Genomic DNA, 13,671 nt, shown 5'->3' with positions numbered 1-13,671 from the left:
AAAAACAATGCTATCTTAGTACCAAATCGAAAATCAATGCTCGCTTGTATCGCTGATTGTCCTGCGGACAATCACGCCCGCCCGCTAGCATAGTTTTTAAATGAGACGTTGTAAACAATGCATAAATTAATATTTTTAAATTATGAAAAAGTTTAGCCTTCTAATCCTTATCATTTTTGCTTTTGTGAGTTGTGAAAGTGATGATTCTGACGATCCGATAACCAAAAATGTTACAATTTCGATTGACCGATCCGAGGTTGATAATTGTTTATACACCATTAAAACTGAGAGTAATGAGTTTTTCACTACAGACAATTTACCAGGTGAATATTCAGAAAATACTCTTGAGGCGCGGATAACATATAAACTGACTGAAGAGAGAAGCAATTGCGGATTTGCAGGATCGCTAATTAAAATAGAAATATTGAAGCTTGTTGAGATATAATTTAATAGATTATTGATCTGAGGACAGCACAGTTTACAACAAAATATAAAAACAATGCTTAATCCAATCTTGAAATCAAACTTAATGCTTGCTAGCTCCACTAATTGTCCTGCGGACAATCACGCTCGCCAGCTCGCACTGTTTTATACGCTTGCCTCGACAATAGTCCTTTCACCTCCGCTAAAGCTTCGGTGAACAAAGACGGAGAATCACGATCATCTACTTGCACTGTCTTTATACATAACCGTTGGTCTTCATTATGGACAATGTAATGATTTAATCAATCATTTCTTTTTAAAACAGTTTCGATATAGTTATGCGTGGTTAAATATTCATTTTTCAGATTTCTGAGGTATTTAATTATTTTTTCTTGATTAACATAATTCGGGTTCAAACCGTCTTCCAATGCATCATCGGTAACAATTAAAACTAAATACCAATGACCAGTTCTGGATGTATGAGCCTCCTCAAGAATTGTGTTATTCCCTTTTGATTTAAGACCTGCATCAATAGCCATCGGAATCAAATTAATTGTTTCAGTAACCCTTTCTCTTTCGTAGAATGAAAGAAAATAGGTATTGTTTTCAATTTGTATTGGGACATTCGATTCGACATCAATAAACCCTAAATCATACTTTGCATTCATAAAATTATAAAACTCATCAGAGTCTTTCGGGTCTTCAAAAACAAACGCATACTTAGCTGGAAGGTCTCTTTTGAATCTTTTTGCTTTAACTAATTTATCTGTTTCAATTTTAGGGGCTATCTTTATGGGAATACAGGAAATTAGAAAAAAGGAAATAAATAGAAAGATTAGAGGACGCATTGTTTGTTTGTTATAATCTAATAACAAATATAGCATCTAATCAATCAAAGAAGTAACAACGACGTATAAAACCTATGCTTAACCTGTCTCAAAATCATCCCTATAGTTATCCAGAAATTTTATACAGAACGTTGTGAACTATTAACCCAAAAAGATAAATTTTACAATATGAATTTTAAAATCTCAAAATCAACCGTCACAAGTATTGTTGTTTCACTAATTGTCGCAATAATTACCTTTTACATTTTCAGGGAAATATTTTCTGATTGGGATCATTTCAAACAAGGTTTTTTAGGCCACTAAATTTCGGAGGTTGATTTAATCAATTACGGACGGAAAAACAGTTTGAGACTTATGTTGCGAATTTCGAACACATTCTGCCCTACCAATATAAACAGCAAAATCAGCATTTAGAAGACTCCTTTCGTTGGACAAGAAAGGTTCACAATACTATATAAAAACAATGCTATCTTAGTACAAAATCGATCCCGATAGTTATCGGGTCCCTGTACGTTCGCTGTTTTTAGACTGGTCGTTCGCCTTAAACTCCTGGATATGTACATCTAAAATTTGATGGTCTAAGTATGTATAAAAAAACTCTAGTAATTATTTTTTACTTTATTCTTAACCAGGGATATGCACAATTGCTTTACAGTGAAGTGGCGAACCAAAAAGGTAAATCTGAACAGAATCTTATGGTTGAAATGGTAGATAGTATAGGCTATAAATTTTACGGACTAACAAATAGCATTATGGATGAAAACTTAAAAAATCATTTTCATTCGAGTAAATTGAAATTGCTATTAATAGAAATGTTGAATATTTCCGAAAATCTAATTCAATCCAGTACACAAAATACTACCCCAACAAATCTAAATACAGAAAATACAACTTTTCACGAAATCCGTACAAGCACTTTATTAAATTTACAAGAGGCTAGTTCTAACTTAGTCAAAAATAAAGAGGTACTTCTTTTTTTAGATTTCAATACTTTTATTGAGTCTATAAATTCTGCTCACTCCTATTGTGATGAAATTATTTATTATAGACGAAATCTTGGGAACCCCTATACCCCAAGGAATCAATTTGTAAAAAAAGCAGGAAAAATATCTGAGACTTTTGACCGAAGTCGTGGTGCAGATGGTTTAACCAGCGAGCAATGGGTTAATATAATGAGGGCTGAAGGTGGTAGTAACGCTCCAGATTTAATAAGAATAACAAACCGCGAAAACCAAAATAGATACATTAAATTAAAGAAGAGGGAACGTGCAATTGTAAAAGTTGGTGAAATTCAAAAAATTGAAAAATTTTCTAATGCGGTAGATGGAGAAATTTACATATCTCCAGATTTTCCCCCTGAACAGATATCTTTTTTATATACCCCTGATGATAAATTAGTAAAAGGATTGGTTGAATGGTTGATTTTTATCAATTCTGGTAATTCTACTAAATTATCTGAAATGTTTAGAGTTGGTATAAATGAAGATTCTTCTAATGACAAAAGTCAATTGAGCAGGCAGTTTAAAAGAGATATAAAAGACAACAACCAAAACCAAATAAGGGTAGAGTTTTTGAAAAAAGATTTCTCCAATATTATAATCAACTTAGTAAAAATTAAAAATAAACAAATCATGTTTTTGGGTTATCCGGGTAATCGTTCGACCTCAAAAAATGAAATGGAACAAATATTTATAATTAAAAATGTGAACGGAGACTTATTAGAGAGAATAAAATTCAATGTCAATCAGATGAAGAAAGGTTTAAATGATTATGATGATTCAATAATGAATTTGAGTAAAAATTAAATCCGGCAAAATCCTGGAAAAACGGGCAACAATATAGGCAATGCTTAAGCCTGTCTCAAATCGATCCCGAGCTATCGGGACCCGGCTCGCTTACAATGCCTGATTTCCTCGCTAAAGAAACAGGAAATGATACAGGAAATTACGCCTACCAGCCTTTCCCGAACCCTTAACAACTAAATATACCGCTTTAACTTCACTAAGGAGCTGGGTACACATAATTCGCCTCAAAGCTCAACGGAATTCCCAACCACCAGTACACTAACAGGAAAATAGTCCAGGCCACTAAAAATATTACCGAATACGGCAACATCATAGAAATTAAAGTTCCAATTCCCATTCCTTTCACATACCGCTGACTAAACACCACAACCAGCGGAAAATAAGGCAATAATGGCGTGATAATATTTGATACTGAATCTCCAACCCTGTAAGCCGCCTGGGTTAAATCGGGAGATATACCCAGTTGCATGAGCATAGGCACAAAAATAGGTGCGATAAGCGCCCATTTTGCTGAAGCCGAGCCCACCATTAAATTCACAAACGAACTAAGAATCACGATCCCCACAATGGTTATTTGTCCCGGCAACTCCAGCGCCTGCAGGAAATTTGCGCCTTTAATGGCAATTAACAGCCCGATATTTGAACGGGAAAAAGCATCTATAAACAGCGCACAGAAAAAGGCCATCACTATATAATAGCCCATACTTTCCATAGATTTGGTCATACTCTTAATCAAATCTCCTGAAGATTTATATTTCCCGGAAACAAAACCAAAAACCAGTCCCGGAATTAGCAAAAGCACGAAAATAAGCGGGACTATAGCCTTCATTAAAGGAGCGTGGAAGGAAGTAAGGGACTGAATCTCGGAATCTACCATATCGGGTCCCCGTAAGGCAGAATCTTCGGGCATTGCCCATAGAAACAATCCTACAAGCCCCAGCAGCATAGCTCCAAGCCCCATCCAGAATGCCCTGCTTTCTTTAGAAGTCACGTTTTCCATTTTAGGCATTTGGTCTTCATCACCATCTACCGCAACTTTTCTAAGCCGGGGCTCAATAATTTTATCGGTGATCCACCAGCCTACAAGCACGATCAATAAGGTGGAAGCCGAAGTAAAATACCAGTTGTTTAAAGGGTTCAGGTTAATCGCCGGGTCAAGAATTCGGGCTGCTTCCAACGTAAAACTCATAATAAGCGGATCTATAGCCGAAGGCACAAAGTTCGCAGAAAAACCTCCCGAAACCCCTGCAAAGGCAGCAGCAATTCCGGCAAGAGGATGCCGTCCCGCGGCGTAAAAAATCACTCCACCCAAAGGAATTACCAGCACATAACCGGCATCGGCTGCGGTGTGACTTACAATCGCGATTAAAATAAGCATTGGGGTAAGCAGCTTTTTAGGCGTGAAATTCAGCAGCTTCTTTAAGCCGGCGTCTATCCAGCCCGAATGTTCGGCCACCCCTACCCCTAGCATTGCTACCAACACAATTCCCAAAGGAGCAAACAGCACAAAGGTATTTACCATACTGGCCAGGAATTCGGCCAGCTGAGTGCCGGTTAACAGGTTTTGAACGTTTAAACTGCTTCCCGTCATTGGGTGAACTTCTCCAAAATCGAAGGGAGATAGTAAAGCCGAGAGCACCCAAACGAAAATGAGTAAATAGAAAAACAAAATTGCGGGATCGGGCAATTTATTCCCAATTCTTTCCACCAAATCTAGAGCCCTGTTTAATATTCCTTTTTTGGGTGTTTCGACCGCTTGCTTCATAATGAACTAGCTAAATTGTTAATGAATTGCTAAAATAGGAATATTTCAAAAGAATTAACCCGATTTTTTTTGCCTGCCTGAATCTCTTAGATTTTCAATTCAGAAAACAAAAAAAGGCTGCCTAATTTCTTAAACAGCCTTTCAGAATATTGAATTTAGAGTTTATGCTTCAGCAGTAAGCGCTGCTGCTTCCTCTGTATTTTCAGTCTGCTCCACCTCTTCTTCGCCCGAAAAATAAGGGAAAACATCCAGGATAGGAGATTCGGTAATAGAAGGAATCGAATAATCGCCCATAGTATTTTCCATCGCTATAGTGGTATTCTCGAAAGCTTCCTTCACATCATTAGCCTGTACCAGTAAATAGGTATTGGTCTTTTTTTCTTTCCCGCTTTCTTCATCGAGAGCGATTAAAGAGACCTTGGATTTAAACCATCTATCTGAATTTTCAAAAGGATGCACCTCTGAAAAATTTGCGACTTTAATATTCATTATCCTGAAATCCTCGCTGGTATAAGCCTTCATTTCTTCGCTAATTCTGGCTTCAGCTTCAGTATAGGATACCGCATCCAGCAGGTAAGTATCGGTAGTCACTTTTTGCTCTCCCGTTTCGTGTGTTTTTCTGTATTTCACCTTACATTCATACCAGGTTGCACTCATATCTTATTTTTTAGGCTGCCAAAAATAGGATTAAAATCTGCCCACAAAATTATTTGACCCGGGAGATATTCACAATTTTAGTTCTCGATAGATTTCCAGTCAACACCTGGAATCCTTCTGTTGTTTTTAATCTTCTGAAGTTTAAGCCCTAGGCCGGTTGTAAGCCCAATTTTTCTACGGAAGAATTTCCTGTAAAATTCCCGGCTTTCAGGAAATATTAAATTTTATTTTTCCATTGTCGTATCTTTAAATAGCAAATTTTGAAGGATGAAAAAGCAGGTCTACCATCGATTAAATGTAGATGAAATTCTTGAAATTTTTGAAACTTCCATAGCAGGGCTTGGTTCTGCTGAAGCTTCAGAAAGAAGCTCAAAATATGGCAAAAACCTCCTGCCTTCCCGCAGGCGGCTTACGCTTTTTCGCATAATTTTAAACCAGTTTCTAAGTCCGTTAATATATATTCTACTGGCTGCCGTTTATGCAACAAATCTTATCTCTTGAACCCGTAAGCTGGACCATCTGGTTGAGGCTATTTTTTACGACCTCTATCATCATCCTGGTAATGGAAATTTTTAAGTACATAAACCGCAAAAAGAAAACTTCAGAAGAAAACAGGGCATAAAAAAAGCTATCTGCACCGGGGCGTTTCCCTTAGCAGACAGCTTTTAAATAGATTATAATTATCTTAATTCTTCAAATCAAATCTATCCAGGTTCATCACCTTGGCCCAGGCTGCAACGAAATCTTTCACAAATTTCTTTTCGGCATCCTGGCAGGCATAAACTTCGGCGATAGCTCTAAGCTCTGAATTCGATCCAAAAATGAGATCTACCCTGCTACCGGTCCATTTCAATTCGTTTGAATTGCGATCGCGGCCTTCAAAAATCTTTTGATCATCAGATTTTGCTTTCCAGGTCGTATCCATTTTAAGCAAATTCACGAAAAAGTCGTTGGTAAGCTGGCCGGGTCTTTTGGTGAAAACCCCGTGTTTGGAACCGTCAAAATTGGTTTCCAAAACACGCATTCCGGCCACTAAAACCGCCATTTCTGAAGCTTTCAGGTTAAGCAGCTGGGAGCGATCTATCAGCATTTCTTCTTCTGAAGTATTGATGCTTTCATGTTTTTTCCTGTAGTTTCTAAACCCATCGGCTGCAGGTTCTAAAACTTCAAAAGCTTCGGCATCGGTTTGGTCCTGCGATGCATCATTTCTTCCTGGGCTAAACGGAACCTTAACATCCTGCCCGGCAGCTTTTGCTGCTTTTTCTATGGCTGCACTACCCCCAAGAACAATAAGGTCGGCAATAGATATCTTGCGGTTTCCATTTTCGCTGTTGAATTCTTCCTGGATTTCTTCCAGTTTACGAATGATTTTTTGGAGTTTCGGCGGATTGTTCACCTCCCAGTGTCGCTGTGGCTCCAGGCGAATTCGGGCACCATTAGCCCCTCCCCTTTTATCTGAATTCCTAAAAGTGGAAGCTGAAGCCCAGGCAGTGCTAACCAGGTCTGAAACCGATAATCCCGAGTCCAGAATTTTAGATTTTAATAGCTCGATATCGGCCTCGTTTACCAGCTCATAATCTACCTTTGGAATAGGATCCTGCCAAATCAATTCTTCTGAAGGAACCTCTGGCCCCAAATATCTGGAAACCGGCCCCATATCCCGATGGGTAAGTTTATACCAGGCTTTTGAAAAAGCTTCAGCAAACTCATCTGGGTTTTCATAAAAATGACGGGAAATCTTTTCATAATCTGGATCCTGAATAAGAGCCAAATCGGTGGTTAGCATAAAGGGGGCGTGCTTCTTATTGGGGTCGTGTGCATCTGGCACAGTGCCTTCGCCGGCTCCTGCTTTGGGTTTCCACTGGTAAGCTCCACCGGGACCTTTATGGCATTCCCAATCGAAATTGAATAAGTTTTCAAAGAAATTATTGCTCCATTTGGTAGGAGTGGTCGTCCAGGCGCCTTCAATTCCACTGGTGATAGTATTTGCAGCATTTCCGGAATTAAAGCTGTTTTTCCAGCCCAATCCCTGCATTTCGATTCCTGCACCTGCAGGCTCTACATCTACATATTTTTCGGGATCGGCAGCCCCGTGAGTTTTCCCGAAGGTATGTCCGCCGGCGATAAGGGCAACGGTTTCATAGTCGTTCATCGCCATACGGCCAAAAGTTTCACGAATATCTTTGGCTGCAGCTACCGGGTCTGGGTTTCCATTAGGGCCTTCAGGATTCACATAGATGAGCCCCATATGCGTGGCTCCTAATGGGTTTTCAAGGGTATTCCCCTTCTCATATCGCTGTTTATTGGCGAGCCATTCTCCTTCAGAACCCCAGTAAATATCTTCTTCGGGTTCCCAAATATCTTCGCGACCACCGGCAAAACCAAAGGTTTTAAGCCCCATAGACTCCAGCGCACAGTTCCCGGCCAGGATCATAAGATCGGCCCAGGAGATTTTTCTACCGTATTTTTGTTTAATAGGCCAAAGTAAAAGTCGGGCCTTATCAAGGTTTGCATTATCGGGCCAGCTGTTGAGAGGTGCAAAACGCTGGGAACCCGAACTGGCTCCTCCTCTACCATCGGCGATTCGGTAAGTCCCGGCACTATGCCAGGCCATACGAATAAAAAGCGGACCATAATGGCCATAATCGGCCGGCCACCAGTCCTGGGAGTCGGTCATAAGTTTAAAGAGATCTTCTTTTACGGCATTAAGGTCGAGACTTTTAAATTCTTCAGCATAATCAAAATCCTCTTCCATAGGATTAGACAGTGAAGAATGCTGTCTTAGAATACTTAAATTTAACTGGTTAGGCCACCAGTCGCGGTTTGTAGTTCCGGTGCCGGCGGTAAACTCTGTAGCTCCTCCCATAAACGGGCATTTGCTGCTTTCATTTACTTCCCAAACTTTGTGGTTATCGGGATGCTTGTCTTTTTCCATAGGGGTTGGTTTTAATGATTAACAGTTTAAAAATATAATAATTTTTTCTTATTCAATTAAATTATTCATAACTAAAAACTATATAAATAAGATATAATTTATAGTCCCTTCCTAAATGCTTCATATACTGAAATATCATTTCTTCAAGCTGCAGGATTATAATAAGATTCTAATCGGGTTCATTTAATTTCCAAACTTTTACTTGCTATACTCATACAATACATAAAATGTTTATAAAATTTAAAGCCGAAGTATTTTCCTATTTATCTATGGGTTAATATTGACTTTTGAATTGAGCAATAAAATGAACAAAGAGCCAAACTTAAACCCACAGGATTTTCCAGAATTTATGGATGTGCATATCTGGGTAAGGGCGATCAATTTTATTATTGATTTTATTCTTTGGTTTTTCCTGGCGGTTTTTGCAGTGATTATGCTCGATTTTTATCTACCCGATCTAAGCCATTTCAGCATCAATTTTTTGGCTTATACTGCGATGATTCTGCTGTATGCCGGCTATTATTATTTTAGTGAATTGAACAGCCAGCGAACCCTGGGGAAATTTTTAACCGGAACTAAGGTAATTTCCAAATCTGGAAAAAGACCCGGAAGGAAACAAATCTTAATTCGAAGTCTGTGGCGCTTATTTCCTGTAGACTTTATATCCCTGATGTTTAGAAAGAATACGCTTCACGATAAATTTTCGGAAACCCGGGTGGTGAGACCCTTTAAACCGCTTAAGGAATTATAGAGAGCAGCCTGGAATTTGCGATACCCCTGCATTAATTACCTGGGAGGGTTTTCTATAGTTACCATGATTTTTAAAAAAGCCCGCAATTCTACGGCCAGGGTATTCCCTTGAGAATGAGCACAATCTTAAAAACTGTTAATGTTTTTGATGCTTTCTTTGGTCGATTTAACCGGGATTCGGGTGGCCATCTTAAATAAAACCCAAAGTCGCATTTTAAGGAAGAAAAGCCCATATTTCTTTCTAAATTTAAGTTGAATCTTCTCTAATATTTTCAGCTATTTATTGATTAGCAGAAGATTAAAACCTAATTAAAATTTCAAAGTCAAATAAAAATGCTGGAGATATCGGAATTATCTGAGAAATCGATTAAGCAAATTTTAACAAACCTTGAAACCGATAAAGAACTTAATGTGAGTTTGCCCGGTGACGGGTTATTACATATCGAAAAAGATCTCCCTTACCTTGTTATTTACCGGCGTCGGCAAAACGATGAAGGTACTATGCGGCTTTTGATGAGTGAAGCATCCTACCTGGTGATAGGCAATGAGAATTTTGAAGCTTATCGCGACCTGGTTTATAAAATCGCCGACCAGCTTTCTACTCATTTCAAATCCTATTTACTATTTGAAATTTATGCCGGGGAACCCGGTTCAAGGTGTTTCAGAATTAAAGGTCCCGCCCAAAGACTACCGGCCAGTCTGGAGGTTTTGGAAGACGAGTTTAATAAGATTAATAATCTTTACTCTGGCCTCTATTTACAGGCCGAAATTATAGATACCCCGAATAGACAGCGCGATGGAGATGAAGCTTTAATGACTATTGAAGAGGCGAAAAGCTCGGGTGCTGTTCTGGTAGGGCTTGAAATTCCGCCGGTGTACCGCAATGATGTAGGAAAACTTTATCCTGTATTTTTCAGGGAATTTAGAGATTATGTGGTGAAAGCCATTCATAAATCGATATTTCAGTTTATAAGGGTACAAACTTCCTGCGGGGTGAGCAGCTTTAATGCGCTGGGAAGAAAATACCTGAAAGATAAGGTCTTTGAGATCGATAAAAAGCTCTCAAAGATTGAAAGTTCCTTTCAGTTTCTATGGTTGGTCTCGCCGGCAAATATTCACGAAATCAAGGATAAATTTTTTGAAACCAATTACGAAAAAGTACTCGATTATCACTACCGCTTGTTACCAATAGATCCTGACGTTTTAAAGCGGGAGCTATATAATTTGCCCATTGAAGAAATCGATGATCCCGCGATGTCTTATCTCTTCAGAGAAAAAAGAGAAGAGCTCGATCAACAAATCACTATGCTAAGCGAACGCGGCACCAAGAATTTCTTCTACAACAGCATTAGATTATACAAGGGAATAGACCCCAAATTAAGCGAAGAAGCCGGAAGATTGCTGCGCGAAGTTCCTGAAACCGAACCCAATGCTGCCGAAGAACTTATAGACTCTAAAGGCTTTAGCAGCCTGGCCCGCCGGGAATTCGATTATTTCAAAGAACAGGATGAAAAATTCGACAGCCGGGTACATATTCGAAAAGATGTGAATATAATGATGGTATCCCGGGGTGAACTCTATATCCCTGCCGATTACAAAATGAATAAAACCGAGGCGATGGCCCTCATCCAGCACGAGGTGGGCACTCACGTACTCACTTTTTATAATGGAAGCATTCAACCCCTGGAGCTGCTTAAAAGTGGTTTGGCCGATTATGACCCCTTACAGGAAGGCCTGGCAGTTATGGCCGAGTACCTGGTTGGTGGCTTAACCGTAAACCGCCTACGAACCCTGGCCGGGAGAGTTATTGCCGGTTCTGCCCTGTTGGAAGGAGGCGATTTTAAGCAAATTTTCAGCCTGCTTTATAAAGACTACGGCTTTTCCCCCGAACGTGCCTTTAATATTACTTCCAGAATTATGCAGGGCGGCGGATTTCTAAAAGATATTATTTACCTGAAAGGTCTTGTGGAATTACGCGAACACCTGCAGCAGGGAGGAGAATTTGAGACCTTGCTGGCTGGGAAATTCGGATTAAAACACACGGGAATAATCAAAGAGTTAACCGAAAGAAACGTGCTGAAACCGGCAAAATTAATTCCCAGTTTTTTACTGAATAAAGACATCGAACAAAAATTAAACCTAATCAGAGAGGGCTTGCCCCTTTCACAAATGATAAACCAATGAGAATATGTTTTGTATTGAATGATATTGAAACCGAAAAATGTGGAACTTCGGTTTTATTAATGACTGCAGCACACCAGCGCGGTCACGAGGTTTACGCAATGGGCGTGGGAGATTTTAACTTTCACCACGACGGCCCCATTAGTATTCACGCCACCACCCTACCTGCCAACACCAAAACCAAATCGGCTACCAAATTTTTAGAGGCGCTGCAAAGCAAAAAGGCGAAAAAGAAACGCCTTACTTCAAAAGATTTAGATGTGCTCTTCATTAGAAACAATCCAACCGAAGAAGGTTCGGGCCGGGAATGGGCTGAACACGCCGGGGTAGCTTTTGGGAAAATGATGCAAATGCAGGGGGTACTGGTATTAAACGATGCCTACGCACTTTCTCACGCCTTTATAGATAAGTTATACTTTGAAGAATTACCCGAAGAGATAAAACCCGATTCCCTGATTACCCGAAGCAAGGACGATTTGCTGAAATTCTGGGAAAAGCACAATAAAAAGATGGTTTTAAAACCTTTGGAAGGCTCGGGCGGAAAAGATGTTTTTCTAATCGACGAGAATGAAAAGAACGTAAATCAAATCATAGAAACCATAAGCGAGCAGGGCTATGTGATCGCACAGGAATTTCTACCGGCGGTAAAAGATGGCGATGTTAGAATTCTTCTGCTAAATGGACGGGTAATGGAAAAAGATGGTGTACAAGCAATCATTCGCCGCTCGCCGGGTGAAGGAGAATTCAGAAGTAATTTCAGGCAGGGCGCTACGGCAAACAGCAGTGATCTTACCCCAGAGATGCAGCGTATCGTAGATCTTACCGCACCTCAACTTATTCGCGATGGGCTGTTTTTTGTAGGCCTCGATGTAGTGAAAGATAAACTTATAGAAATAAATGTTTTAAGCCCGGGAGGTATGGAACGCTTTAAAGATATTGGGCTACCCGATTTTACCCCAATGGTAATCGAAGCGATTGAAAGAAAAGTAGAATATAAAGAACTTTATAAGGGGCAGTTGACCAATAAAGTTCTGGCAACGATGGCATAAGTTATGGAATCTAAAACCAAAAAAATACCAAGAATTTTAGGCAAATATACCAGCGGACTTGAGGGTCCGCTGTTGTTTGTGACCGGTGGTGTTCACGGCAATGAACCCAGCGGTGTGCAGGCCCTGAAGAAAGTTTTTGCCGAACTGGAAAAAACAAAACCGGAAATCAGGGGGACTATTGTAGGAGTTTCCGGAAACCAAAAGGCTTTAAACGAAAATAAACGCTATCTGGACGAAGACCTTAACCGAACCTGGACCAAAGAAAATATTGAGTCGGGGAAAAAGGAGTCTCACGAACAAAAGGAAATGTGGGAAATTATTAGCGTTTTGGAAGATTATCCCGAAAAGGACTTTACCAAACGCTATTTTTTAGATTGTCATACCACCTCCTCACCCAGCCTTCCCTACATTTCTGTGCAGGAGGTGAACGACAATGATGCCTGGGCACATAGATTCCCAACTTATATCGTGCGCGGATTCAGCGATATGGTGTACGGCTGTATAGATCATTATTTGAGTCGCACCGGCCTTACCGGGTTTGTTTTGGAGGCCGGGCAGCATACCGATGAGAAATCGGTAGAGAACCACGAAGGAGTAATTTGGCTGGCCCTTAAAGAGGCCTGCGATTTAGACCTGGAAAAAATCTCAACTTACCCTGAATGTGTAAACAGGTTTGCCAAAAAGAATGCCCCCGATCAAAAAACTTTTGAACTGGTGCATCGCCACGGCCTGGAAGATGGGGATGAATTCAAAATGCAACCCGGCTACGAGAATTTTCAGAAGATCAAAAAAGGAGAAGTTCTCGCCATTCAAAACGGAAAAGAAGTTAAAAGCGAGTGGGATGCCCGCATCTTTATGCCCTTATATCAGGCACAGGGCAACGACGGATTTTTCGTGGTACAGGAAGTAAATAAATAAAAAATTGCCGGTTATCTTTTAACGATGCCGGCAACTTTTCCATCGGCGCAATACACGCGAAGCAGCTCCTTATTTTTTACACCATACTTTCCCGAAGGCACTTCATAATCGGCCACGCCGCGTTCAGCTCGCACAAATTTGATCTGGGTATTATCCCGGGGATCGATTAACGGGCTTTTGCAGGAGTTGGCGTCAAAACTTACCCCGGCTTCAGTCTGGAAGTTTTGTGGAACATTTTCGGCCTGCCTTATGATATCGTTTTGAAGTGGTGAAGTGGTGGCTGAACAACCAGCCAGCATTAAAATCAGCACTAGAGAAACAAGACTAATTTTCATAATTA

12 protein-coding genes are annotated in these 13,671 nt (G+C 40.1%); 7 read left to right on the top strand and 5 right to left on the bottom strand.

What is annotated here, in order from left to right:
• The first annotated feature begins 142 nt into the window (after positions 1–142).
• Positions 143–445 carry a hypothetical protein gene (locus ACW6QP_RS09610; RefSeq protein ID WP_457910658.1) on the top strand — a complete coding sequence of 101 codons (303 nt, stop codon included), beginning with the start codon at positions 143–145 and terminating at the stop codon, positions 443–445.
• A gap of 280 nt (positions 446–725) precedes the next feature.
• Here the strand turns inward: ACW6QP_RS09610 and ACW6QP_RS09605 are convergent, their stop codons facing one another.
• A complete protein-coding gene (locus tag ACW6QP_RS09605; RefSeq protein ID WP_457910657.1) occupies positions 726–1,271 on the bottom strand; it encodes a hypothetical protein in 546 nt (181 codons plus the stop codon).
• 584 nt (positions 1,272–1,855) lie between these two features.
• Between ACW6QP_RS09605 and ACW6QP_RS09600 the strand changes: the two genes are divergently transcribed.
• The gene (locus tag ACW6QP_RS09600) at positions 1,856–3,076 is read left to right on the top strand and encodes a hypothetical protein (protein WP_457910656.1); all 1,221 of its coding nucleotides are present in this window, start codon (positions 1,856–1,858) and stop codon (positions 3,074–3,076) included.
• 196 nt (positions 3,077–3,272) lie between these two features.
• Here ACW6QP_RS09600 and ACW6QP_RS09595 read toward each other — a convergent pair whose 3' ends face one another.
• Both ACW6QP_RS09595 and ACW6QP_RS09590 read right to left on the bottom strand, forming a co-directional pair.
• Positions 3,273–4,841, bottom strand: a complete 1,569-nt coding sequence (locus ACW6QP_RS09595; protein ID WP_457910655.1) for an AbgT family transporter — start codon at positions 4,839–4,841, stop codon at positions 3,273–3,275.
• Between the two features lie 162 nt (positions 4,842–5,003).
• The gene (locus ACW6QP_RS09590; protein ID WP_457910654.1) at positions 5,004–5,498 is read right to left on the bottom strand and encodes a DUF4494 domain-containing protein; all 495 of its coding nucleotides are present in this window, start codon (positions 5,496–5,498) and stop codon (positions 5,004–5,006) included.
• 267 nt (positions 5,499–5,765) lie between these two features.
• Here ACW6QP_RS09590 and ACW6QP_RS09585 point away from each other — a divergent pair, with 267 nt between their 5' ends.
• Positions 5,766–5,999: a cation-transporting P-type ATPase gene (locus tag ACW6QP_RS09585; protein ID WP_457910653.1), complete on the top strand. Its 234-nt coding sequence runs from the start codon at positions 5,766–5,768 to the stop codon at positions 5,997–5,999.
• A 184-nt stretch (positions 6,000–6,183) separates the two neighbouring features.
• Here the strand turns inward: ACW6QP_RS09585 and katG are convergent, their stop codons facing one another.
• The gene (gene katG / locus ACW6QP_RS09580; RefSeq protein ID WP_457910652.1) at positions 6,184–8,433 is read right to left on the bottom strand and encodes a catalase/peroxidase HPI; all 2,250 of its coding nucleotides are present in this window, start codon (positions 8,431–8,433) and stop codon (positions 6,184–6,186) included.
• Positions 8,434–8,737: 304 nt separating this feature from the next.
• Between katG and ACW6QP_RS09575 the strand changes: the two genes are divergently transcribed.
• The 4 genes from ACW6QP_RS09575 to ACW6QP_RS09560 all read left to right on the top strand — a co-directional run bounded on the left by ACW6QP_RS09575 (position 8,738) and on the right by ACW6QP_RS09560 (position 13,331).
• Positions 8,738–9,184: an RDD family protein gene (locus ACW6QP_RS09575; RefSeq protein WP_457910651.1), complete on the top strand. Its 447-nt coding sequence runs from the start codon at positions 8,738–8,740 to the stop codon at positions 9,182–9,184.
• Positions 9,185–9,516: 332 nt separating this feature from the next.
• Positions 9,517–11,367 carry a flavohemoglobin expression-modulating QEGLA motif protein gene (locus ACW6QP_RS09570; protein ID WP_457910650.1) on the top strand — a complete coding sequence of 617 codons (1,851 nt, stop codon included), beginning with the start codon at positions 9,517–9,519 and terminating at the stop codon, positions 11,365–11,367.
• Positions 11,364–12,413 carry a glutathione synthetase gene (locus tag ACW6QP_RS09565; protein WP_457910649.1) on the top strand — a complete coding sequence of 350 codons (1,050 nt, stop codon included), beginning with the start codon at positions 11,364–11,366 and terminating at the stop codon, positions 12,411–12,413. Before ACW6QP_RS09570 ends, ACW6QP_RS09565 begins: the two co-directional genes overlap by 4 nt.
• Before the next feature lie 3 nt (positions 12,414–12,416).
• On the top strand, positions 12,417–13,331 hold the full coding sequence (locus ACW6QP_RS09560) for a succinylglutamate desuccinylase (protein WP_457910648.1): 915 nt from the start codon (positions 12,417–12,419) through the stop codon (positions 13,329–13,331).
• A gap of 11 nt (positions 13,332–13,342) precedes the next feature.
• Here the strand turns inward: ACW6QP_RS09560 and ACW6QP_RS09555 are convergent, their stop codons facing one another.
• On the bottom strand, positions 13,343–13,666 hold the full coding sequence (locus ACW6QP_RS09555) for a hypothetical protein (RefSeq protein ID WP_457910647.1): 324 nt from the start codon (positions 13,664–13,666) through the stop codon (positions 13,343–13,345).
• Positions 13,667–13,671 lie beyond the last annotated feature (5 nt).

The sequence above is a fragment of the Salegentibacter haimaensis genome (genome assembly GCF_054121495.1).
Note: the sequence above shows the minus strand (reverse complement) of the source record. Positions and strands in the feature narration are given on the sequence as shown.

Excerpts from the sequence above, each read along its gene's own strand:
- ACW6QP_RS09610 (WP_457910658.1), top strand. The coding sequence starts at position 143 with ATGAAAAAGTTTAGCCTTCTAATCCTTATCATTTTTGCTTTTGTGAGT.
- ACW6QP_RS09605 (WP_457910657.1), bottom strand. The coding sequence starts at position 1,271 with ATGCGTCCTCTAATCTTTCTATTTATTTCCTTTTTTCTAATTTCCTGT.
- ACW6QP_RS09600 (WP_457910656.1), top strand. The coding sequence starts at position 1,856 with ATGTATAAAAAAACTCTAGTAATTATTTTTTACTTTATTCTTAACCAG.
- ACW6QP_RS09595 (WP_457910655.1), bottom strand. The coding sequence starts at position 4,841 with ATGAAGCAAGCGGTCGAAACACCCAAAAAAGGAATATTAAACAGGGCT.
- ACW6QP_RS09590 (WP_457910654.1), bottom strand. The coding sequence starts at position 5,498 with ATGAGTGCAACCTGGTATGAATGTAAGGTGAAATACAGAAAAACACAC.
- ACW6QP_RS09585 (WP_457910653.1), top strand. The coding sequence starts at position 5,766 with ATGAAAAAGCAGGTCTACCATCGATTAAATGTAGATGAAATTCTTGAA.
- katG (WP_457910652.1), bottom strand. The coding sequence starts at position 8,433 with ATGGAAAAAGACAAGCATCCCGATAACCACAAAGTTTGGGAAGTAAAT.
- ACW6QP_RS09575 (WP_457910651.1), top strand. The coding sequence starts at position 8,738 with ATGAACAAAGAGCCAAACTTAAACCCACAGGATTTTCCAGAATTTATG.
- ACW6QP_RS09570 (WP_457910650.1), top strand. The coding sequence starts at position 9,517 with ATGCTGGAGATATCGGAATTATCTGAGAAATCGATTAAGCAAATTTTA.
- ACW6QP_RS09565 (WP_457910649.1), top strand. The coding sequence starts at position 11,364 with ATGAGAATATGTTTTGTATTGAATGATATTGAAACCGAAAAATGTGGA.
- ACW6QP_RS09560 (WP_457910648.1), top strand. The coding sequence starts at position 12,417 with ATGGAATCTAAAACCAAAAAAATACCAAGAATTTTAGGCAAATATACC.
- ACW6QP_RS09555 (WP_457910647.1), bottom strand. The coding sequence starts at position 13,666 with ATGAAAATTAGTCTTGTTTCTCTAGTGCTGATTTTAATGCTGGCTGGT.